The organism is Arthrobacter sp. 10T44, from assembly GCF_056393885.1.
On record NZ_JBFTGT010000004.1, the window covers coordinates 283213 to 303508 of the forward strand.

The following is a 20296-nucleotide window of genomic DNA, read 5'->3' on the forward strand; positions in this document are numbered from 1 at the left end:
GCATGGGCACCCCGCTGCCGCGTGATCCGATCGCCGACGCCCAGCGGAACTGGGAACGGCACGGCTGGGCCGACGTCGCCGCCCCGATGGCTGCCATCACGGCCGTCATGCGGACCCAGCAGATCCTGCTGGCACGGATCGAAAGCGCGCTCAAGCCTTTCGGGCTGACGTTCGCGCGCTACGAACTGCTGGCCCTGCTCAGCTTTGCCCGCAGCGGGGCGCTCCCTATGAACAAGGCGAGCGCCCTGCTCCAGGTCCACCCTACGTCCGTGACCAACGCCGTCGACCGGCTGCAGGAAGCCGGGCTGGTGCTCCGCTCCCCGCACCCCACCGACGGACGGACCACGCTGATCGAGCTCACCTCGGAGGGGCGCACCCTGGCCAAGCGGGCGACGGCGGTGCTGAACTCGGAGGTCTTCGGCCAATCCGGCTTCGAGGAGCAGGATGTGGAGCAGCTGATCCGGATCCTCGGTAACTTCCGGCGCAATGCCGGGGACTTCAGCGGCTAAGCCGTACACTTCGTTTGCGGGCCGTCGGCCGGACGGCCAGGAGGTGAGGAGAGCCCCATGATTCCGGAGATCAACATCTGGGCGGTACTGCTGGCCACGCTGTCCAGCATGGTGGTCGGGTCCGTCTGGTACACGCCCAAAGTGTTCGGCAACTACTGGATGCGCATCGCCAAGGTCAGCCCCAGCGGGGACGCCAGGGACGCCGTCAAGCCCATCCTGATCACCTTGGTGGTCAGCTTTGTCAGCGCCTGGGTGCTGGCTGGCTCCGCCGCCATCTCGCAGCATTTCTACGGCGGAAACTTCCTCGCCAACACCCTGGTTACCGCCCTGATCCTGTGGGCCGGGTTCACGGCCGCCCGCTTCATCACGCACGACGCGTTCGAGGGCCGCCCCGTTGGCCTGACCGTGCTGAACTGCGCCCATGAGCTCGTAACCCTGATGGTGATGGCTCTGATCATCGGTTTGTTCGGGATCAGCGCCGCGTAGCCTTTCAGCAGCGGCAGGCGCTGCCATTCCGCGCCGCCCCGGGGACGGGCGGGCGTGCCTAGACTGGATAGGCGGCAGGCGCCCTGCCGCACGGCACGGGCACCGGAGGAGAGCTGCATGGAATTCGACGAATCGTTCTGGGACGAACGGTACCGCCAGCACGGCCAGCACGGCTCAGTGTGGAGCGGGCAACCGAACCCCCAGTTGGTCGCCGAGGTGGCGGACCTGGCGGCCGGTTCCGCCCTCGACGTCGGCGCCGGAGAAGGCGCCGACGCCGCCTGGCTTGCCCGGCGCGGCTGGCGGGTGACGGCGGTGGACATCTCGTCCGTGGCCCTGGCCCGGGCGGCCGCCGCCCTCGAAGACGACCCGGAGACCGCCGCCCGCATCACGTGGCAGCACCAGGACCTCACGGCCTCGCCGCCGCCGGCCGGGACCTTCGACCTGGTCTCCGCCCAGTACCTGCACCTGCCCGCCCCGCAGCGCGACAGCGTCTACAGCCGGCTCGCCGCGTCGGTGGCACCGGGCGGGACGCTGCTGATCGTCGGCCACCACCCCTCGGACCTGGAGACCAGCGTGCGCCGGCCCTCCGCCCCGGGGTTGCTCTTCACCGCCGAGCAGCTCGCGGCGGAGCTCGATCCGCACGAGTGGGAGATCGTCACCTGCACGTCCCGGCCGCGGGCCACCGCAGATTCCGACGGCGCACCGGTGACGGTCCGGGATTCGGTGCTCCGCGCCAAGCGCAAGGCCTAGCGCGGCCGCGTCACCCCCGGGTGCCCAGCCTTTCCCGCAGCCCGGCCGCGAGTCCGGCGATGGTCAGGAGATCGAACAGGCCCCCGCCGAGTTCCACGAGTCGTCGGCGTCTAACGCCGGCGAGCCGGAGCCGCAGGTGCACCCGCGTCCCGGTTGCCGCGCCCGACGACGGTCGCAGCACTATCGCCCAGCTGATGGTGAGCGCACCGCGCTGCGAGCGGTGCACCAGCGCCTTTGGCGGGTCCACCTCGACGATTTCGAAGCTGGCATTGGGGCCGCCCCAATCAGCAATGACGTCCCCGGCGCTGAGGTCCTGGAGTGCGGGATCAATGGTCCGCAGGGCGCGGCGCCGGGCCGGAATGAGGGCTTCCGCCCAGCCAGGCAGGTACCAACCCGAACGTTCCTTGCCCAGCTGGACGATCCACGGCCAGACGGCGTCGGGCGGGGCCGGCAGCCCGAAGCCCCGGTCCATCACCACATCCGGGACCGGGACCAGCCCGTCGCCGGGAAGCACGGCCCGGACCTCCTCCGGCGTCGCCCCCACCCCCAGAAAGCCTGCGTGCATGGCCGCCTCGCTGTCGGAATTGGATCGCTGCGGCAAGCAGGCGCCGCTTAGCGGTGGGTGAAGTCGGGTTGCCGCTTTTCGCTGAAGGCCGCCATGCCTTCCTTCTGGTCCTCGGTGGCGAAGAGCGAGTGGAACACCCGGCGTTCGAACAGCACGCCCTGGGCCAGCCCGGTTTCGAAGGCCGCGTTGACCGCTTCCTTGGCCACCATGGCCACCGGTTTGGACTTGGAGGCAATCACCTCGGCGGCCTTGACGGCTTCCTCCACGACGTCGGCGGCCGGAACCACGCGGGACACGAGCCCCGCGCGCTCGGCTTCCGCGGCGTCCATGAAGCGGCCGGTGAGGATCATGTCCATCGCCTTGGCCTTGCCCACCGCGCGGGTGAGCCGCTGCGAGCCGCCCATTCCGGGGAGCACGCCGAGGTTGATTTCGGGCTGGCCGAACTTGGCGTTGTCCCCCGCAATGATGAAGTCGCACATCATCGCCAGTTCACAGCCGCCGCCCAGGGCGAAGCCGGAAACCGCCGCCACCACGGGAATGCGGAGCCGGGTGAAGTCCTCCCAGCCGCGGAACCAGTCGGCCGCGTACATTTCCATGTAGCCCTTGGACTGCATCTCCTTGATGTCCGCGCCGGCAGCGAAGGCCTTGGCCGAGCCAGTCACCACGACGGCGCCGACCCCGGGGTCGGTGTCCATCGCGGACACGGCGGCCACGAGTTCGTCCATGGTGGCCTTGTTCAGGGCGTTCAGCGCCTCTGGCCGGTTGAGCGTCACGAGCCCCACGCGGCCGCGGCGCTCCACCAGAATGTTTGCGTAGTCGGTCATGCCTGTCCCCTCGGCTGATGTTCGGATTTGTCCCGGATGTCGGTGATGATGCCGGAGAAGTCCCGGCCGGCACCGCCTTCCGCGGCAAAGGTATCGTAAATTTCGGAGGCCAGCGGGCCCAGCCGGGCGGCGACGCCGGTGCTTTCGAGCGCGTTGAGCGCGAGCTTCAGGTCCTTGGCCATCAGCGCCCCGGCGAACCCCGGCTGGTAGTCGCGGTTGGCGGGACTGGTGGGGACCGGGCCGGGCACGGGGCAGTTGGTGGTCAGCGCCCAGCACTGCCCCGACGCGGCGGAGGCGACGTCGAAGAGCGCCTGGTGTGTCAGCCCGAGCTTCTCGCCGAGCACGAAGGCCTCGCTGACGGCGATCATCGAGACGCCCAGGATCATGTTGTTGCAGATCTTGGCCGCCTGCCCGGCGCCGTGCCCGCCGCAGTGGACCACGCGTTTACCCATCACCTCAAGCATCGGTTTGACGGCCTCAAAGTCCTCCTCCAGCGCGCCAACCATAAACGTCAGCGTTCCGGCTTCGGCTCCGACCACGCCGCCGGAGACCGGGGCGTCGACGGCCCGGTGGCCGGCCGCCACCGCCAGGGCCGAGGCCTCGCGGGCCTCGTCCACATTGATGGTCGAGCAGTCCAGGAACATGGTCCCCGGCGCCGCGGCGGCCAGCAGTCCCGGTTGGCTGTGCTGTCCCGGCTCGCTGTGCTGTCCCGGCTGTCCCGGGGTGCCGCGGTAGGCGTCCAGCAGGTGTTTGCCGCTGGGCAGCATGGTCAGCACGACGGCGGCGCCCGCGACGGCTTCGGCGGCCGTGTCCGCGGTCGCGATCCCGTGGGCCCGCGCGGCTTCCAGCGCCGCCGGCACCACGTCGTAGCCGGTCACCGTGTAGCCGGCCTTGACCAGGTTGACGGCCATCGGGCCGCCCATGTGGCCCAGGCCGAGGAAGGCGATGGCGCCAAGGGCGGGCGCAGCGGTTTCCGGCGCAGCGGTCTCAGACATTGTTCTTCTCCATGTTCGTCTCTGAACTCTTCGCCTGCGGCGACAGCTGCAGTTCACGCTCCCCCAGCGGCGCGAAGTAGGCCTCGACGTCGTCGCCGCTGACCTCGGCCAGGCTGGCCGGCTGCCAGTGCGGCGTCCGGTCCTTGTCCACGACCTGGGCGCGGATGCCCTCGCGGAAGTCGGGCCCGGCGAGGAACCGCAGGCCCACCCGGTACTCCTGTTCCAGGGCTTCGGCCAGGCTCAGGCCGTGGGCGCGGCGCAGCGAGGCGAGCGCCACCTTCACGGCGGTGGGGGACTTGCCCGCGATGGTCTCAGCGACGTCGGCGGCCTCGCCGCCCACGGTGCGGAGCCGGTCCAGGATCTCTTCGGCGTCGTCGGACGAGTAGCAGGCGTCAATCCATTCCTGCTGCGCGGCGAGGACCGACGGGGGTGCTTCCCCGGCGAAGCGTGCGACGGCGGCGTCCACGGGTTCGGTTTCCAGCGCCGCGGCCAGTTCAGCGAGCTCTGCAGAGGGCACGAAGGTGTCCGCGAGGCCCAGGAACAGCGCGTCGGCGCCGCTCAGATGCGCCCCGGTGAGGGCGGCGTGGGTGCCGGTCTCGCCGGGCGAGCGGGACAGCAGGAGCGTCCCGCCGACGTCGGGCACGAAGCCGATGGTGGTTTCCGGCATGCCCATCCGGGTGCGTTCGGTGACGATCCGGACCGAGCCGTGCGCGGAGATTCCCACCCCGCCGCCCAGGACCAGTCCGTCCATGAACGCCACGTAGGGCTTGGGGTAGTCCGAGATCAGCAGGTTCAGCCGGTACTCGACGGCCCAGAAATCCGCCGTCGCGTCGCCGCCGTCGAGCATGTCCCGGTAGATCGCCACGATGTCCCCGCCCGCGCACAGCCCCCGTTCGCCGGCGCCGCGGACCAACACGGCGGCGACGGCGTCGTCGTCGGCCCAGAGGGTGAGCTGGTCCAGCATCGCCGCCGCCATGCCGGCGGTCAGCGCGTTGACGGCCTTGGGCCGGTTCAGCGTGATGACGCCGAGCCGGCCGCGGCGCTCAAAGAGGACCTCGGCGGATTCTCCTGCGGTCTCTTCGGAGGGCCGGGCCGCCATCAGCTGCCTTCCGGCATCACGAAGCTGGCGCCCTGGCGGATGCCGGAGGGCCAGCGGGTGGTGACCGTCTTGGTCTTGGTGTAGAAGCGGAAGGCGTCGGCGCCGTGCTGGTTGAGGTCGCCGAACCCGGAGGCCTTCCAGCCGCCGAAGGTGTAGTAGGCGATCGGCACCGGGATCGGGACGTTGATGCCCACCATGCCCACCTGCACGCGGCTGGCGAAGTCGCGGGCGGCGTCACCGTCGCGGGTGAAGATCGCCACACCGTTGCCGAATTCGTGCTCGCTGCAGAGTCGCAGGGCCTCGTCGTAGTCCTCGGCGCGGAGCACGCTGAGCACCGGGCCGAAAATCTCCTCCTGGTAGATCTTCATGTCCTTGGTGACGTTGTCAAAGAGGGTCGGGCCTACCCAGAACCCGCCGTCGTAGCCCTCCACCTTGAGGCCGCGGCCGTCCGTAAGCAGGCTGGCGCCTTCCTCGACGCCGGAGGCGATGTAGCCCTCGATCCGTTCCTTGGCGGAAGCGGCCACGACCGGCCCGAAGTCCGAGTCCTTGGCGAGGCTGTGGCCCACCTTGAGGTCCGCGATCCGTTCCTGCAACTTTGCGACGAGTGCGTCGCCGGTGGCCTTGCCCACCGGGACGGCCACCGAGATCGCCATGCAGCGTTCGCCGGCGGAGCCGAATCCGGCGCCGATCAGGGCGTCCGCGGCCATGTCCAGGTCCGCGTCCGGCATGATCACCATGTGGTTCTTGGCGCCGCCGAAGCACTGGGCGCGTTTGCCGTGCGCGGCGGCGGTGGCGTAGATGTACTGCGCGATCGGGGTGGAACCGACGAAGCCGATGGCCTGGACGCGGGGGTCCTCCAGCAGCGCGTCCACGGCCTCCTTGTCGCCGTTGACCACGTTGAACACGCCGTCCGGCAGCCCGGCCTCGGTGAACAGCTCGGCCAGCCGCAGCGGCACGGAGGGGTCCCGCTCGGAGGGCTTGAGGATGAAGGAGTTGCCGGCGGCCAGGGCCGGACCGGACTTCCAGAGCGGGATCATGGCCGGGAAGTTGAACGGCGTGATGCCGGCGACGACGCCCAGCGGCTGCCGCATCGAGTGGACGTCGACGCCGGTCCCGGCACTGTCGGAGAACTCGCCCTTGAGCAGGTGCGGGGCACCGGCGGCAAACTCGACCACTTCGATGCCGCGCTGGATGTCGCCCTTGGCATCCAGGAAGGTTTTGCCGTGCTCGGAGGACAGCAGGGTGGCGAGCTCATCCATGTTCTGGTTGACCAGGTCCACGAACTTCAGCAGGACCCGGCCGCGGCGCTGAGGGTTCATGGCAGCCCATTCCAGCTGGCCCTTCTCCGCATTGGCGACCACGTTTCGGACTTCTTCGGCGCTGGCCAGGGGAAGCCTCGCCTGGACCTCGCCGGTGCAGGGATCGTAGACGTCGCTGAAGCGCCCCGAGGTGCCCTCCACGTGTTGTCCTCCGACGTAATGGGAAAGCTCACGAACCATGATGGAATGCTCCTTTGCATGTGACCTAGATCATCTCTGCACCCGAATATACTCGGACTTCCTACTAATCTCCAGAGTGCCCGGCCGCAGCGGCCTGCCCTGTCCGGCGCGTACTTGCCGCACCGCCGCCCGGCCAAGGAACGGTAAGTTAGGAACTGTGAAGATTGCTACCTGGAATGTGAACTCGCTCCGTGCCCGTGCCGACCGCGTTGAGGCCTGGCTGCAGCGCACCGACTGTGACGTCCTGGCCATCCAGGAAACCAAGTGCAAGGACGACAACTTTCCCTGGGAATTGTTCGAGCGGATGGGCTACGAGGTCGCGCACTTCGGCCTGAGCCAGTGGAACGGGGTGGCCATCGCCTCTCGGGTGGGGCTCGACGACGTCGAGCGCACCTTCATGAACCAGCCCGTCTTTGGCAAGGGCGGCAAGGACGAGGTGCAGGAAGCCCGCGCGATCGGTGCGACCTGCGGCGGGATCCGGGTCTGGAGCCTCTATGTCCCCAACGGGCGGGCGCTCGATGATGAGCACATGCCGTACAAGCTCAGCTGGCTGGACACGCTCCGCGCCCACGCCGAGGGCTGGGTCCGGGCCGACCCGGAGGCGCAGATCGCGCTGATGGGTGACTGGAACATCGCCCCGCGGGACGAGGACGTGTGGGACATCGACTACTTCCGCGCCGAGGGCCTGACGCATGTGAGCGAACCGGAACGCGCGGCCTTCCACGCCTTCGAAGACGCCGGGTTCACCGACGTCGTCCGCCCGCACGCGCCCGGGCCGGGCGTGTACACGTACTGGGACTACACCCAGCTGCGTTTCCCGAAGAAGGAGGGGATGCGGATCGACTTCGTCCTCGCCTCCCCCGCGCTGGCTGCCCGGGTCTCGGGGGCCTCGATCGACCGCGAGGAGCGCAAGGGCAAGGGCGCCTCGGACCACGCCCCGGTCATCGTGGAGCTGGCCGACTGATGGACGCCCGCCAGGGAAGCGCAGGCCCGCGATGACGGGCAACCTCTACCGTGGCCAGGCCGGATTGCCGTTCTCCTCCACGCTCCGGGTCTACGAGCCGCTGGAGGCCTTCCCGGCCGAGCAACAGGCGGCCCTGCGGACCGCCGGTGCCCGCGCGGAGTCCCGCGCCGCGGTGGAGAACGCCGAGCTGCTGGCCTCCCTGGGCCGCATCACCCGCCCCGGCGGGGATCCCTTCCCCACCGGACAGACCGACCTGGTGCGTGTGCTGGCCGTCAGCGGTTCCGCCGCCGCCCGCAACGACGCTGCCGGCAAGGGGGAGGAAATCGGCGACGGCGAAGTCCTGCCGGCCAGGCTGCTGTACTGCCCAAGCCAGCTGGTGCTCCGCGCCGGTCTGGCCGCCAACGCGTTGATGGAGGGGATCCACGGCCCGCTGGCGCAGCTGCTGATCCCCGAGGAGCAGCGGGACCGGCACCAGGAACGCATCGACCAGGTGAAGGCGCGCGAGGGGCTTGGCCGGGTGCACACCCGCGCGTCGACCTGGGGCATTCCGTTCAGCTGGTTCTGCCTCTTCCAGGAATCCGATCCCACGGACGTGGTGGAGTCCGACGGCCGGATTGTCACCGTGCGCATCCGGGCAACGATCGCCGCCGCACTGGAACGGGTCCGGCATGCCGTCGCGCATCTTGCCCTCGCTGCCCCGGACCTGGACATGCTGGAGGACCTGACCCAGCTCACCGAGTGGCTCGAACTCTTCCACCCCGAGTCGGTCGTGGAGCTTGATTACGGCGCGGTGGCGGACAAGGTCTACCCGGACGAGTCCCCGATGGACGTGCGGCTGGGGATCGAGTGCCTTGCCGAGGGTGACATGACCGGAGCGGCGGCCGCCTACCGGCGTCTTGCCTCCCGCTGGATTCCGATCCGGCAGCTGGCCCGCGCCTCCTGAGCCCGTACCGCCGGCGCCGAAGCCTGGTCCCGGCGCCGAACCCCGCGGCCTAAGCCCGCCGGGATCCCTGGCCGGAAGCCGGGGCGAGCGGCACCGCAAGCAACGGGGCCGCCGTCGTGTCCCGCACGATCAGCCGGTGCGGAGCCACCGTGGAACGCACGGCCCCGGCAATCCCGTCGAGCTCATCGAGTAGCATCTTGGTACCGAGCTCGGCCTGCTCGTCGGGGCGCTGGCCGACGGTGGTGAGGCCGACGGCGGCGGAGAATTCGTGGTCATCGATCCCCACCACGGACAGGTCCTCCGGTATCCGGACGCCCGCCCGGCGGGCTTCGAACAGGACCCCCATGGCCATCTCGTCCGAGGCGCAGAAGATCGCGGTGGGCTTCGGTCCGGGCCGGTCCCAGAGCCGCTTGAACGCGTCCTGGCCGCTGCGGACGGTAAAGTCGCCCCACTCGTCCCATTCGGGCCGGACGTCGAGCCCGGACTGGGCCATGACATCCTGGAACGCCTTGATGCGTACCCGCGGAACGTCGAAGTTCAGGTCTGTTTCGTCGTCGCCGTGCAGCAGCGCGATGTCCTTGTGGCCCAGGCCGATGAGGTGGCGCACCGCGGTGGAGGCGGCCTCGTAGTCGTCGATCCCGATGTAGGCGCAGCCCTCGACGTGGCCGCCCACCACGACGAGCGGGATGTCGATTTTTTGCAGGTGCTCGAGTTCCTCGCGGCTCAGGGCCATGCAGAGGACCAGGAGCGCATCGATCTGCTTGTAGACCATGGTCTTGCTGAACAGCCGCTCGCGGTGGCTCCCGTGACCGCCCAGGTTGAAGAGCGAGAGGTTGTACTGGCGGCCGTGCAGCTCCCGGTCCGCGCCTTCAATGGCCTTGGAAAAGAACCAGCGGCTCACGAACGGGGCCAGCACCCCGATGGTCCGGGTGCGGCCGGTGGCCAGGCCCGACGCCGAGGAGGAGGCCACGTAGCCCAGGGCCTCGGCGATTTCGAGGATCTTTTCCCGGGTCGCGGGAGAGACTCTGGGCAGCCCCCGGACGGCCCGGGAGACGGTGGCGGTGGAGACGCCCGCGGCGGCCGCCACATCCTCGATGCTGACGCCGGAGTGGCCGCCGCGTTGCGCCCTGTCTGTTGTCCGTGCCACCGTATCCCCTTGTCGGCTACCCGCAGAAGCGCGGCTAGCGTGCCGCCCCCACGGCGCCGGTCCTTCCTAGTTTCCGATCCGCCCCAGCGTGCGCCCTCAGCGCCGCCGGGTGGCCGTCCGGCCGGGCAAACGCCGCCGGAGCCGGATCATTCCGTACAGGGCCAGCAGCGTCGCCAGCAGCCCGAGCGCCCAGCCGACGGCCGGCTGGGCGGTCACCTCCATCCAGACGGTGACCGCCAGCAGGACCAGCGCCCAGAAGCCCAGGAACCCGATGATGATGTCGAAGTCCTCGCCCGAACGCACCCTGCGGTGCGTGGGGTGGATTTCACCCTGGTTCTGTCCGCGTGCCATCAGTAGTCCGCCATCAGGAAACCGTCACTTGACGGCGCCGGCCGTCAGCCCGGCCACGATCTTGCGCTGGAACACCAGCACCAGGACCACGAGCGGGATGGTCACGATGGTGCCAGCCGCCATGATCGCCGTGTAGGGGATCTGGTTGGGCTGTGCGCCGGCGAAGCTCGCGATGGCGACGGTGACCGGCTGGGTCGCGTCGGACGAAAGCTGGCTGGCGATCAGGAATTCATTCCACGAGGAGATGAACGCCAGGATGGCCGTGGTGAAGATGGCGGGAGCCGCGAGCGGCATGATCACCTTCCGGAAGGCCTGGCCCTGCGTGCAGCCGTCCACCCGCGCCGATTCCTCGAGCTCCCACGGCATTTCGCGGAAGAACGACGTCATCGTGTAGACGGTCAGCGGCAGCACGAACGAGATGTTCGGGATGATCAGGGCCTGGTAGGTACCCATCCAGCCGATGTTGGTGAACAGCTGGAACAGCGGGGTGATGAGGGCGACGCCCGGGAACATCGAGGCCCCCAGGATGAAGCCCAGCACAAGGAACTTGAACCGGAAGTTCAACCGGGCCAGGGCGTAGGCCGCGAAGACGCCGATCAGCAGCGAGACCACGGTCACCACGACGCCGATGAACACACTGTTCAGCAGCGCCTGGCCGAAGTGGTTCCCGAAGGACGTATCGAACGCGGTGTTGAAGTTGTCCAGCGTGACGTGCGTCGGCAGGATCGAGGTGTCGTAGGTGAACCCGACGTCGCGGAAGGCGGTCACCACCATCCAGTAGGCCGGGGCGAGGCACCAGATGAGGATCACCAGGGCACTGATGTAGGTCCGGCCCTGGGCCCACTTTTCCCGGTTCTGGGCGACCTTGCGCCCCCGGTCCTGCTGCGCGCGCAGCTCGGTCGCGGCGGTGGTCATTTCTTCCCCTTACTAGCGCCGGTCTGCTGCTCCACCACGTTCGCGCCAAGGAAGCGCACGAAGATGAAGGCGACAAGGAAAATGATGATGAACGTAATGGTGGACAGTGCCGCCGCCACGTTGAAGCCCTGCCTGATCTGGTTGATCACCAGGATGGACAGCGTGGTGGTGTTGTTGGCCCCGCCGGTCAGGATGTACGGCAGGTCGAACATGCGCAGCGCGTCGAGGGTGCGGAAGAGGATGGCCACCATGAGCGCCGGCTTCACCAGCGGCAGGGTGATCATCCGGAACCGCTGCCAGGCCGAAGCGCCGTCAACCTTGGCTGCCTCGTACACCTCGGCAGGAATCATCTGCAGGCCGGCCAGGATCAGCAGCGCCATGAACGGCGTCGTTTTCCAGACGTCGGCGATGATGACCGCCCACTTGGCCGGCCACTCGCTGCCGGTCCACAGGATGGTCGTGTTGAAGAGCTTGTTGGCGATGCCCTCAAACGCGAAGATGAACAGCCACAGCTTGGCAGTGACGGCGGTGGGGATGGCCCACGGCACCAGCACTGCGGCGCGGACCAGGCTGCGTCCCTTGAAGGTGCGGGCCATGATCATGGCCATCCAGAAGCCGAGCACGGTCTCCAGGGCCACGGTCACAACGGTAAAGAAGAACGTCGTGGCGGTCGCGGACCAGAACTGGGAACCCAGGGTCCCCGGCGGGCAGGCGACTGTGCCGCCGTCCGGCGACGTGCACTGCTGGGCGATCCAGTTGACATAGTTCGAGAAGCCGGCTGGGCCGCCCTCGGTGAAGAGGCCGGTGGCCGGATCCAGGCCGGCGTCGGCCTGGAAGGACATCACGATGGCGCTGATAATCGGGTAAACGATAACGACAGCCAGCGCGATGATGGTGGGGGCAAGCAGCCAGGACGCCCACCTGCCCTGGCTGGCGATCACGTTGTCCTCCCCCACCCCCTTGGGTGCGTGGTGGAGCTCGGTCCCGCCCGACGCCGGCTTCTTAACCGGCGTCGGGCCCAATTCAGTTGCCATTTTGGACTACTTTGACTGGGTTTCGATGGACTTCTGCATGTCCGACAGCGCTGCGTCCACTGCCTTCTCGCCCTTGATGGCCGGGTATGCGTTGTCCTGGATGGCCTTGGTAACGGCCGGGTAGAACGGGGTCACCGGACGCGGGACGGCGTTCTCAATCGAGGTCTTCAGCACCGGCAGGTACGGCAGCTTCGCAACCAGTTCCTTGTCGTCGTAGAGCTTGGTCAGCACCGGAGCCAGCGAACCCTGCGTGGCGAAGAACTTCTGCGTTTCTTCCGTGGTGAGGAACTTCAGGAAGTCCAGCGCGGTGGCCTTGTTCTTGGAGTAGACGCTCATGCCGGCGCTGTGGCCGCCGAGCGAGGAGGCGCCGGGGCCGTCCTTGCCCGGGAGTGCGGTCATGCCCAGCACGTTCTTGACCTTGGAAGATCCTTCGGTGGTGGCCAGGTTGTAGACGTACGGCCAGTTGCGCAGGAACAGGAGCTTGCCGTCCTGGAAGGCCTGGCGGGATTCCTCTTCCTTGTACGTGATGGCTTCCTTCGGAATGTTGCCGTCAGCGTAGGCCTTGGCGAGGTTGCTGAGGCCGGTCTTGGCTTCCTCCGTGTTCAGGCTCGGCTTGCCGTCCTTGTCCAGCACGGAACCGCCGAAGGAGTTGATCGCCTCGGAGGCGTTCACCGTGAGGCCCTCGTACTTCGAGAACTGGCCGGCGTAGCAACCCATGTTCTTGGCCTTGGCGATCGAGCACATGCCCATCATTTCGTCCCAGGTCTTGGGCGGCGTGGGAACCAGGTCCTTGCGGTAGTACAGGATGCCGCCGTCGGAAGACTCCGGCGCGGCGTACAGGGTGCCCTTGTAGGACGCGGCGTCGAGGGTTGGCTTCAGCATTCCGGCGGTGTCGAGTGCCATCTTGTCCTTGAGCGGCTGCAGCCAGCCCTTCGCCGCGAATTCGGCGGTCCAGACGACGTCAACGCTGACCACGTCGTAGTTGGCGTTCTTGGCCTGGAAGTTCTGGACGAGGTCATCGTGCTGCTGGTCGGCCTGGTCGGTCTGCTCCTTGAACGTCACCTTCTCGTTCGGGTGCGCGGCGTTCCACTTTTCGATCAGCGGCCGGACCACGTTGCTGTTGTCCTTGCCCTGCACGTAGGTGATGGGGCCGCGCCCGTCCAGGTTGGCTGCCGCGTCGCCGCCGCCGCCACCGCCCGTGGTGCCACCGCCGCCTCCCCCGCCAGCACAGGCCGAGAGGGAGAGGGCCAAGACACCGGCCGCGGCTACGGGAAGTAGGTAATTACGGGATTTCATACAGGTGCTCCTCGCTGAGTACCGGCTGGACCGGTGGTGCAGTTGGTGTGGTGACCATCACACTAGCGACCCGGCGGTGAGGAATGCAAGCGTTTACATTAAACCTTTACGCAATGGAGACCGCCTGCGGCGGCGGTCATTCCGCGCGTTGCCGCGGCGGTGCGGGGTTGCCATCGGGCTGGGGCCTGCGTTTCCGGTGGGGCAAATGTGTCCAAGACCTCACCGTCAGCCGGCCGAAGCCCGGCGTCGGCTCAGCGGACGCGTTCGGCGCGGCCGAACCTGGACCGAGCGCCGGAGCCGATGTGAATCAGCACGGGTGTGCGCTTCCCGATCACGGCATCCAGTGCCTCCACCAGGGCCGAGACCTCCGCAGCCAGGATGTGCGGGGCGACGCCCTGGCGCGGTTGTACCCGGATCCGCAGGGCCGGCTCGCCGGCAAACTCGTAGGTGGCCACCGTGGCGCCGGCCAGGTCAGGCCGGTCGGCCAGTGCCGCCCGGAGGGCCTGTTCCGCCACACCGCCGCCGATCCGGACATTGCCGGGCACTTCGCCGGCGTCGTCCTCGGCGACGAGCAGGTTCGCGCGGCCTTTGCCCTGTTGCGCCAGCCAGGCCACCATGACCCCGATGACGAGCAGCAGCAGGACCACTATGACGATCCACAGCCAGCTCTCGGTCCCCCCTGGGAAGCGGGTGCGGTCGAAGAGTCCGCGGGCGCCGGCCCATACCCCCGCCGACCAGTACTGCCACCAGCGGCCGACGGCGGGGACGGTGGCCAGCAGGATCAGCAGGGCCCCGATGACCAGGAGCTTGGCGCCGAGGATGCCGATCAGGATCCGGTTGAGGATCCGCGGGGTACCGTTCACGCGCCGATCACCCCCGAGGAGGCCAGGTTGACCCGGACCTCCGGCAGGGGCGAGAGCGCCATGTCTCGGAGCTCCGCCTCCACGGCGGACTGGACGTCCGTTGCGCGGAGCGGCACACCGGAGGTGGGCCGGACGTTGACCAGCACCTGCCGCCGGGACACCACCACCATCACCTGCTCCTGCGTCACGTTGGCGGCGAGCCGGGCGCGCCGCGCCAGCGCCGAGGCGATCACCTCGTCATCGACCACGACGGCGGCCCGTGCGTCGGCGAGCACGTGCCGGGCCCGCCGTCCGGGCAACACCGCGTTGAGGAAGAAAAAGAGCCCGGCCGCGAACAGCACCGCGCCGACGACGCCGAGCAGGAGCGGCGGGACTCCGGCCGGGAGGGCGATGACTTTCTCGGCGGCGGTCTGCGGATCGATCAGCCACGGCGGCTGCCCAACGGCCCGCACCGCCGTTTCCAGCAGGGCGTAGACGCACAGCCCGATCACCAGGACTGCCGCGATGACGGCGGCTGACGCCCGGGACGAGCTGGTCTCGCGGGCTAGGACCCGCTCGGTTACGGCGTCGCCTGGGTCTGCCCCGGGACTCGCGGCGGGACCGGATCCGGCTGGGTGGGTGCCCGTGCCAGCGGCCTCCGGGGACCCGGCGCCGCCGTAGGGGCGTTCGGCGGCCTGGCTCACCGGACCCGCCCTCCGTCACTGACGCTGGCCCCGCTGATGCGGATGTCCACCCGGCTCAGCTGCGCGCCGCTGAGCTCCGTGACGCGGCGCAGAATCTCCGCCTTCGCGGCCACCGCACGGTCCCAGATGGGGCCGCCGAAGGATGCCACGCGGGCCGGGTCCCGGAGCACCGCGGTGAGCGACGGGACGGCGATAGGCGTGACGAGGGACAGGGCCAGCAGGCCGTCGTCGTCGGCCCAGTCGGCCCGGACGTCCTGCGGCGGCACACCGAGCGCCTCCGCAGTTGCGGCCCGCGCCACGCTCGTGAGGGCCTGGGTGCTGATCCGGTTGTGTCCGGCCAGCAGCCGTCCGGCGGTGGAACTCATGAGGAGGATCGCCGGCCCGTGAGGGCATCGACGACGCTGCGCAGGTCCAGTTTCCCTTCCGCCGCACGGCCCAGCAGGGCTCCGACGGCCATGAAGAGCAGGGAGCCGAGGAAGCCCCAGGCCCCGAACGTGAAGGACATGAAAGCCAGGAAAGCGCCGGCCGCAATGCCGACTACGGTCAGGTTCACTGCAGGGCCTCCCTCGTGGGTCGTGCCTCGCCGGAGGCCGCGGGCTTGGGCGGACCGGGGACGAAGACGTCATGGATCTCGATATTGACTTCAATGACCTGGAGGCCGACGAGTTCCTCCACGGCGGCATAGACAGCCGCCCGGATTTGGTCCGCCAAGGCATGCAGCGGGGTGCCGTAGAGCGCCACGAGGTCAATGTCCACGGCCACCTGGGTCTCGCCGACCTCGGCGCGCACCCCGGCAGCGTGGTCCGAACTGCCGACCGCGTCGCGGATGGCGCCCAGGGCGCGGGAAGGCCCGGTGCCCAGGGAATACACGCCGGGAACGGCGCGGGCGGCGATGCCGGCAACCTTGGCGACAGCGGCTTCGGAAATCACGGTGCGGCCGGTCGCGGCACGGGCCGCCGCCGGCAGACCCACCCCGGGATCCGCGGACTGAGGATTCTGGTACTCCATCTGGCACTCCCCCTTCTCTTTGACACCACCCTAGCCCTTAGGGCCGACGGTGGGGCCACATCGCCTGGATTTCCGGGCCGCTTCGGACCCGGGAGCCATGTGCCCGAGGAGCTACTTGCAGTTGGCGGCAATCCAACCGGTCACGGGAGCCATGGCGTCCTGGAACTTGCCGCTGGAATAGGCGGTCTGGTCGCTCAGGCCCGCGACGGCGACCTCGTTGAGTTTGGCGAAGTCGGCCTTGAGGCTGTCCGGTACGCGTTCGGCCGTGCGGCTGAGTTCGGCCTTGAGCTGCTCAAGTTCGGCGGTTTTGCCCTGTGCCGCCGAGAGCGGGAACAGCGAGGCGCCCGTGGCCTGCTCCGAAATCGTCTTGCAGGCCTCGGCCGCCGTCGGGAAGTCGCCATAGGGGCCGGAGGACTTGGTGGGGCTGGGCGTCGCGGAGGCGGACGGTGCGGGGGCCGACGACGACGGCGGGGCCGCGGCTTCCGGCGCAGAGCAGGCGGTTAGCGCCAGGGCGGCGAGGAGGGCGGTCACGGTCAGCGGGCGTGCAGTTTTCGTCAAAATCACTCTTCTGGTCGGGCGTGCGCCGCGGATCCGTCCAGGGACTGTCCGCAGCGATGGCGTTCTTCCCCAGCGTGCGAGTCTAGCCGGGAGTGCCGGCGTGTCCCCAACCCTGGTCACGGCGCCCGTGTCGGGCGAGGGAATTATCGTCCCGCGCGGCGTTGGACAGCTAATTGTTGGTCGCGCGCTGTTCGGGCAGGCGGACCGCCTCGGGCATGGGGAGATAATACGCGCCGGTGTAGCGTGACGTGTCCCCGGTCAGGGCCCAGACCGAGCCGCGCCGGCGGCCGGCGCGGCTGTCGAGGGTTGTCCGGTCGCGCGCGGCCAGGCGGTCCAGGACCGAGGCGATGACATCCTCATGCGTGCACAGCACGGTCCCCGTGCCGCGGGCGTTGTCGACGAGCCGCATCGCCCGTTCGATGCGGCCATCGGAAAGATCACTGGCCACTTCCACCGTCAGGGATGCACGGCGTGCCAGCGGTTCAACAGTGCCGATACACCGGGCGGCCGGCGCGGAGAGGATCCGGTTTATTTCGAAGAACGAGCCGAGTCCTTCGAGGGAGCGGGCTGTCGTGCGTCCTTCGTGGGCCAGCGGCCGGGTGAGTTCGGAGTGGTCCCACAGCTGGCGGGGTGTTGCCGTGGCCCCGCGGATAAGCAGCAGCATCCTGTCCCGGGCCGGCACCGCACGGATCCCAAGTTCCCGCTCCAGGACGCCGCCCAGTGCGAGAAGCACGGGCCGTTCGCGTGGTTCGCTCAGCGTGCGCAGCGCCGCCGGAATGCTGAACCAGCGGGCCTCGTCCACTTCATCGTTGGCCGAGAAGACGCCGCCCTGGGCCTCCGCGGCCCAGTAGCGCACCGTCTTGAGGCGCCGGCGGCGGTCCAGATAGGTCACCTGCGGCAGCTCCGCACCGGCCCGGCAGACGAGACCCGTCTCCTCGCCCACTTCCCGCAGCGCACATTCCTGGTCCGTCTCGCCCGGTTGGGCTTTTCCCTTGGGGATGGACCAGTCCTGATGACGGCGCCGGTGGACCAACAGCACCTCCAGCGCGCCCTCCCTTCCGATCCGCCAGGGGAGGGCTCCCGAGGTCGCGGGCCTCGCCGGCGTTCCCTCGCGGATCGCGCCCCGCGCAGGCAGCGGCAAGGCTGGAGGATCTTGGGCCCCCTGCAGCCCGTCGAGCCGGCTGTAGAGACCGCCGGCTGCGAGGAGTTGCCGGTGGTTACCGCTTTCCACAATCCGCCCGTGGTCCAGCACGTAGATCTTGTCCGCGCGCCGGAGAGTGGAGAGGCGGTGCGCGATCACGATGACAGTCCGCCCGGCCATCAGCCGGTCCATTCCCTCCATCACGTATTGTTCGGAGATGGCGTCCAGGCCGGAGGTGGGCTCATCGAGGATGACGATCGGTGTATCGCGGACCAGGGCCCGGGCGATCGCGATGCGCTGGCGTTGTCCGCCGGAGAGGCTGACGCCCCGCTCGGCAACCGGGGTGTCATAGCCCAGCGGCAGCTGATCAACGAATTCATCGACATGCGCGGCGTGGGCTGCGGCGAAAACCTGTTCCGGAGTGACGTTGTCCGATCCGTAGGCGATGTTGTCGTAGATGGTGCCGTGAAACAGGATGGATTCCTGCAGGACCATCGAGATCTGCTGGCGCACCGAGGCCAGCTGCAGTTCGCGGACGTCCACGCCGTCGAGGAGAACAGCGCCGCCCGTCACGTCGTAGAGCCGCGGAATAAGGCTGACCACCGTTGACTTGCCCGCACCGGTGGGCCCGGTCAGCGCAATCATCCGGCCCGGCTCCACACGGAGGTTAATCTTGTGCAGCACCTCGGAATCGTCGTAGTGGAAGTCGACATCTCGCAGCTCCACCGCGCCCGCCAGCCGCGGCGCCGGCGGGGCACCGGGCGGGTCCGTGATTGCCGGGGCGGTGCTGAGGACGTCCTGGAGCCGCTCCGCGCTGACCTGGCCCCGGCTCATGACCGTCGTCAGCTTGGAAAGTTCCTTCATCGGATCGTAAAGGGCTTTGAGGTACGCCAGAAAGACCAGCAACAGTCCCAGCGTCATTGAACCGTCCAGCACCCGCTGCACGCCCGCCCAGAGCACGACGACGGTGCCGAGTGTGACGATGACATCCACCAGCGGGGACAGTGCTGCCTGCAACCGGACCAGCCTCAGGCCCGCATTCATCCGCGCGGCATTGCGGAGCTGGAAATCGGCCTCATGGCGCGCCTCGCTGGAAGAGGACTGCATAACCCGCACCGAGGAGAAGGTCTCCGCCATCGTGGAGGCAATGTCGCTGTCCCTTCTCCGCGCGGCCCGGGACGCAGCCTTGATGCGGGGGCGGTACATCAGCACCGTAGCGAACAACACCGGTGAGACCGCCAGGGCAATCATGGCGAAGCCCGGATCAACCACCATGCAGATCGTCGTGATGAAAGCCAGAATGAGGATGTTGGGTACCAGGACAGCCAGCATTGAGATGATCATGGCGCGCACGTAGTCGACATCCGTGGTCGCCCGAGTCACCAGATCCCCGAGCCTCTGCTTGTCGTGGAAGGACAGGGAGAGCCGCTGGAGGTGGGTGAACACCTCGGAGCGGACGGATGCCATTACCCGCTCTCCGACGCCGTTGAGCAGCCGCGCCCCAAAATAGTTGGCCGCCGCATTCGCCAGGGTGAACATCAACAGGCACGCAACTGCCACCACCAGCAGCTGCTGACCTTCCAGCCCGGCCGCACCGAACGTTCGCAGGAACTCGTTCTTGCTCGCAGCGCCCGGGGTCTTGAGCACATCGTCGACAATGACTTTCAGGGGCCACGGCAGCGCCACCTGCAGGGCAGCCGCGAGGACCACCAGGGCAGCTCCGGCGGCCAACGCCGCGGCGCGTGGTGCCAAGGCGCGGCGAAACCGCCAAAAAGTCACAAACATCTGGGCGCCCTTTGCCCGGCGAAGCGGCCGCTCCGACGGCGCCGGGCGAGGCGGCCGCAGGCAGCGGGGTTGAAGCGGGCCCCTGCACACGGACACTTCCCAACGGTGTCCGTCTCCTGCAGATCCGAGCTGTCGGCGATCTCCACTGAGCGTCCTCCCCCTCTACGCCATGGGTTCGCTCAATGTCTACCCCCTGCGCCGCGTCCTGTCTATCCGTAGCCTCTGCGTAGTGCCTGCAGGTTCGGACCGAGCTTCCGGGCATCCTCGATTGCTCCAGAGGGGCCGTTTCACGCCGCAATAGGGCCATTACGGAGCGGCGGGTGGGTTAAAGAAGAAAAGCACCAGTTCGTTTATGAACTGATGCTTCCCAGTGGTGGCTCCGACCGGCGTCGATCCGGTGACCTTTCGATTTTCAGTCGAACGCTCTACCAACTGAGCTACAGAGCCTAGGTGACGTGTCACCATGACGGCCGGAATTTCTTCTGGCAATCAGAGCGACCCTGACGGGACTTGAACCCGCGACCTCCGCCGTGACAGGGCGGCGCGCTAACCAACTGCGCTACAGGGCCTTGCTTTTACTGCTTGTTTACTGCTGTTTCTTGCTGCCTGCAGTATCGCTACTGCAATTTTTCAAGGCCTTTAGCCTACCAGACTTTTTCATCCGGCTTGACCAGTTCCTTGCGTACCCCCAACGGGATTCGAACCCGTGCCGCCGCCGTGAAAGGGCGGTGTCCTAGGCCGCTAGACGATGGGGGCCAGGACGCCATCCGGTAAAACCCACTGAAACAAGGGCAAAAATTAAGGGCCGAAGCCTTCCGTTTTTGTTCCCTTCGGGTTCCTCCGAACTGGACCTATAAAACTATAGGGCCAACTTCCGGAAT

Annotated in this window: 22 protein-coding genes and 3 tRNA genes; 5 read left to right on the forward strand and 20 right to left on the reverse strand. The window is 68.2% G+C overall.

Annotated features, from left to right (window positions below; genetic code table 11):
• The first annotated feature begins 2 nt into the window (after positions 1-2).
• The 3 genes from AC1DBL_RS09250 to AC1DBL_RS09260 all read left to right on the forward strand — a co-directional run bounded on the left by AC1DBL_RS09250 (position 3) and on the right by AC1DBL_RS09260 (position 1745).
• Positions 3-509: a MarR family winged helix-turn-helix transcriptional regulator gene (locus AC1DBL_RS09250; RefSeq protein WP_441417961.1), complete on the forward strand. Its 507-nt coding sequence runs from the start codon at positions 3-5 to the stop codon at positions 507-509.
• A gap of 57 nt (positions 510-566) precedes the next feature.
• Positions 567-995 (forward strand): DUF1761 domain-containing protein, encoded by a 429-nt coding sequence (locus AC1DBL_RS09255; protein ID WP_441417962.1) that lies wholly within the window; start codon positions 567-569, stop codon positions 993-995.
• A gap of 117 nt (positions 996-1112) precedes the next feature.
• Complete coding sequence (locus AC1DBL_RS09260) at positions 1113-1745, forward strand: class I SAM-dependent methyltransferase (protein WP_441417963.1); 633 nt, start codon at positions 1113-1115, stop codon at positions 1743-1745.
• 10 nt (positions 1746-1755) lie between these two features.
• Here AC1DBL_RS09260 and AC1DBL_RS09265 read toward each other — a convergent pair whose 3' ends face one another.
• Genes AC1DBL_RS09265 through AC1DBL_RS09285 form a run of 5 tightly spaced genes read right to left on the reverse strand, consistent with a single transcriptional unit; the run spans position 1756 to position 6727 of the window.
• Positions 1756-2310, reverse strand: a complete 555-nt coding sequence (locus AC1DBL_RS09265) for a hypothetical protein (RefSeq protein WP_476892906.1) — start codon at positions 2308-2310, stop codon at positions 1756-1758.
• Between the two features lie 47 nt (positions 2311-2357).
• Complete coding sequence (locus AC1DBL_RS09270) at positions 2358-3134, reverse strand: enoyl-CoA hydratase (RefSeq protein ID WP_476892907.1); 777 nt, start codon at positions 3132-3134, stop codon at positions 2358-2360.
• Positions 3131-4129 (reverse strand): 3-hydroxyisobutyrate dehydrogenase, encoded by a 999-nt coding sequence (mmsB, locus tag AC1DBL_RS09275; protein ID WP_476925976.1) that lies wholly within the window; start codon positions 4127-4129, stop codon positions 3131-3133. Before mmsB ends, AC1DBL_RS09270 begins: the two co-directional genes overlap by 4 nt.
• Complete coding sequence (locus tag AC1DBL_RS09280) at positions 4122-5228, reverse strand: enoyl-CoA hydratase/isomerase family protein (RefSeq protein WP_476908952.1); 1107 nt, start codon at positions 5226-5228, stop codon at positions 4122-4124. Before AC1DBL_RS09280 ends, mmsB begins: the two co-directional genes overlap by 8 nt.
• Positions 5228-6727, reverse strand: a complete 1500-nt coding sequence (locus tag AC1DBL_RS09285; protein ID WP_476892910.1) for a CoA-acylating methylmalonate-semialdehyde dehydrogenase — start codon at positions 6725-6727, stop codon at positions 5228-5230. The genes AC1DBL_RS09280 and AC1DBL_RS09285 overlap by 1 nt, the downstream gene beginning before the upstream one ends.
• Positions 6728-6884: 157 nt before the next feature.
• Here AC1DBL_RS09285 and AC1DBL_RS09290 point away from each other — a divergent pair, with 157 nt between their 5' ends.
• Positions 6885-7691 carry an exodeoxyribonuclease III gene (locus AC1DBL_RS09290; RefSeq protein WP_441417969.1) on the forward strand — a complete coding sequence of 269 codons (807 nt, stop codon included), beginning with the start codon at positions 6885-6887 and terminating at the stop codon, positions 7689-7691.
• Positions 7692-7722: 31 nt separating this feature from the next.
• Positions 7723-8634, forward strand: coding sequence for a DUF8083 family protein (locus tag AC1DBL_RS09295; protein ID WP_441417970.1), 912 nt, complete (start codon positions 7723-7725; stop codon positions 8632-8634).
• A 49-nt stretch (positions 8635-8683) separates the two neighbouring features.
• Here the strand turns inward: AC1DBL_RS09295 and AC1DBL_RS09300 are convergent, their stop codons facing one another.
• The 15 genes from AC1DBL_RS09300 to AC1DBL_RS09370 form a co-directional block, all read right to left on the reverse strand.
• Positions 8684-9781 (reverse strand): LacI family DNA-binding transcriptional regulator, encoded by a 1098-nt coding sequence (locus AC1DBL_RS09300; RefSeq protein WP_476892911.1) that lies wholly within the window; start codon positions 9779-9781, stop codon positions 8684-8686.
• A 96-nt stretch (positions 9782-9877) separates the two neighbouring features.
• Positions 9878-10132, reverse strand: coding sequence for a hypothetical protein (locus AC1DBL_RS09305; RefSeq protein WP_441417972.1), 255 nt, complete (start codon positions 10130-10132; stop codon positions 9878-9880).
• Positions 10133-10156: 24 nt separating this feature from the next.
• A complete protein-coding gene (locus tag AC1DBL_RS09310) occupies positions 10157-11047 on the reverse strand; it encodes a carbohydrate ABC transporter permease (protein ID WP_441417973.1) in 891 nt (296 codons plus the stop codon).
• Positions 11044-12081 (reverse strand): carbohydrate ABC transporter permease, encoded by a 1038-nt coding sequence (locus tag AC1DBL_RS09315; protein ID WP_441417974.1) that lies wholly within the window; start codon positions 12079-12081, stop codon positions 11044-11046. The genes AC1DBL_RS09310 and AC1DBL_RS09315 overlap by 4 nt, the downstream gene beginning before the upstream one ends.
• Before the next feature lie 6 nt (positions 12082-12087).
• Positions 12088-13377, reverse strand: a complete 1290-nt coding sequence (locus AC1DBL_RS09320; protein ID WP_441417975.1) for an ABC transporter substrate-binding protein — start codon at positions 13375-13377, stop codon at positions 12088-12090.
• A 251-nt stretch (positions 13378-13628) separates the two neighbouring features.
• Positions 13629-14240: a hypothetical protein gene (locus tag AC1DBL_RS09325; protein WP_441417976.1), complete on the reverse strand. Its 612-nt coding sequence runs from the start codon at positions 14238-14240 to the stop codon at positions 13629-13631.
• Positions 14237-14923, reverse strand: coding sequence for a hypothetical protein (locus AC1DBL_RS09330; protein ID WP_476892912.1), 687 nt, complete (start codon positions 14921-14923; stop codon positions 14237-14239). The genes AC1DBL_RS09325 and AC1DBL_RS09330 overlap by 4 nt, the downstream gene beginning before the upstream one ends.
• On the reverse strand, positions 14920-15288 hold the full coding sequence (locus AC1DBL_RS09335) for a hypothetical protein (protein WP_441417978.1): 369 nt from the start codon (positions 15286-15288) through the stop codon (positions 14920-14922). Before AC1DBL_RS09335 ends, AC1DBL_RS09330 begins: the two co-directional genes overlap by 4 nt.
• A complete protein-coding gene (locus AC1DBL_RS09340) occupies positions 15285-15476 on the reverse strand; it encodes a hypothetical protein (protein ID WP_441417979.1) in 192 nt (63 codons plus the stop codon). The genes AC1DBL_RS09335 and AC1DBL_RS09340 overlap by 4 nt, the downstream gene beginning before the upstream one ends.
• Positions 15473-15931, reverse strand: a complete 459-nt coding sequence (locus tag AC1DBL_RS09345; protein ID WP_441417980.1) for an Asp23/Gls24 family envelope stress response protein — start codon at positions 15929-15931, stop codon at positions 15473-15475. The genes AC1DBL_RS09340 and AC1DBL_RS09345 overlap by 4 nt, the downstream gene beginning before the upstream one ends.
• 111 nt (positions 15932-16042) lie before the next feature.
• Positions 16043-16489, reverse strand: a complete 447-nt coding sequence (locus tag AC1DBL_RS09350; RefSeq protein ID WP_476925977.1) for a hypothetical protein — start codon at positions 16487-16489, stop codon at positions 16043-16045.
• A gap of 169 nt (positions 16490-16658) precedes the next feature.
• Positions 16659-19415, reverse strand: a complete 2757-nt coding sequence (locus tag AC1DBL_RS09355) for an ABC transporter transmembrane domain-containing protein (protein WP_476925978.1) — start codon at positions 19413-19415, stop codon at positions 16659-16661.
• A 371-nt stretch (positions 19416-19786) separates the two neighbouring features.
• Positions 19787-19862, reverse strand: a tRNA-Phe gene (locus tag AC1DBL_RS09360).
• 48 nt (positions 19863-19910) lie between these two features.
• Positions 19911-19984 (reverse strand) — tRNA-Asp (locus AC1DBL_RS09365).
• Between the two features lie 114 nt (positions 19985-20098).
• A tRNA-Glu gene (locus tag AC1DBL_RS09370) sits at positions 20099-20171 on the reverse strand.
• Positions 20172-20296: the final 125 nt, after the last annotated feature.

Excerpts from the sequence above, each read along its gene's own strand:
- AC1DBL_RS09270 (WP_476892907.1), bottom strand. The coding sequence starts at position 3,134 with ATGACCGACTACGCAAACATTCTGGTGGAGCGCCGCGGCCGCGTGGGG.
- AC1DBL_RS09285 (WP_476892910.1), bottom strand. The coding sequence starts at position 6,727 with ATGGTTCGTGAGCTTTCCCATTACGTCGGAGGACAACACGTGGAGGGC.
- AC1DBL_RS09315 (WP_441417974.1), bottom strand. The coding sequence starts at position 12,081 with ATGGCAACTGAATTGGGCCCGACGCCGGTTAAGAAGCCGGCGTCGGGC.
- AC1DBL_RS09345 (WP_441417980.1), bottom strand. The coding sequence starts at position 15,931 with ATGGAGTACCAGAATCCTCAGTCCGCGGATCCCGGGGTGGGTCTGCCG.
- AC1DBL_RS09280 (WP_476908952.1), bottom strand. The coding sequence starts at position 5,228 with ATGGCGGCCCGGCCCTCCGAAGAGACCGCAGGAGAATCCGCCGAGGTC.
- AC1DBL_RS09255 (WP_441417962.1), top strand. The coding sequence starts at position 567 with ATGATTCCGGAGATCAACATCTGGGCGGTACTGCTGGCCACGCTGTCC.
- AC1DBL_RS09295 (WP_441417970.1), top strand. The coding sequence starts at position 7,723 with ATGACGGGCAACCTCTACCGTGGCCAGGCCGGATTGCCGTTCTCCTCC.
- AC1DBL_RS09320 (WP_441417975.1), bottom strand. The coding sequence starts at position 13,377 with ATGAAATCCCGTAATTACCTACTTCCCGTAGCCGCGGCCGGTGTCTTG.
- AC1DBL_RS09335 (WP_441417978.1), bottom strand. The coding sequence starts at position 15,288 with ATGAGTTCCACCGCCGGACGGCTGCTGGCCGGACACAACCGGATCAGC.
- AC1DBL_RS09305 (WP_441417972.1), bottom strand. The coding sequence starts at position 10,132 with ATGGCACGCGGACAGAACCAGGGTGAAATCCACCCCACGCACCGCAGG.
- AC1DBL_RS09260 (WP_441417963.1), top strand. The coding sequence starts at position 1,113 with ATGGAATTCGACGAATCGTTCTGGGACGAACGGTACCGCCAGCACGGC.
- AC1DBL_RS09250 (WP_441417961.1), top strand. The coding sequence starts at position 3 with ATGGGCACCCCGCTGCCGCGTGATCCGATCGCCGACGCCCAGCGGAAC.
- AC1DBL_RS09310 (WP_441417973.1), bottom strand. The coding sequence starts at position 11,047 with ATGACCACCGCCGCGACCGAGCTGCGCGCGCAGCAGGACCGGGGGCGC.
- AC1DBL_RS09265 (WP_476892906.1), bottom strand. The coding sequence starts at position 2,310 with ATGCACGCAGGCTTTCTGGGGGTGGGGGCGACGCCGGAGGAGGTCCGG.
- AC1DBL_RS09355 (WP_476925978.1), bottom strand. The coding sequence starts at position 19,415 with ATGTTTGTGACTTTTTGGCGGTTTCGCCGCGCCTTGGCACCACGCGCC.
- mmsB (WP_476925976.1), bottom strand. The coding sequence starts at position 4,129 with ATGTCTGAGACCGCTGCGCCGGAAACCGCTGCGCCCGCCCTTGGCGCC.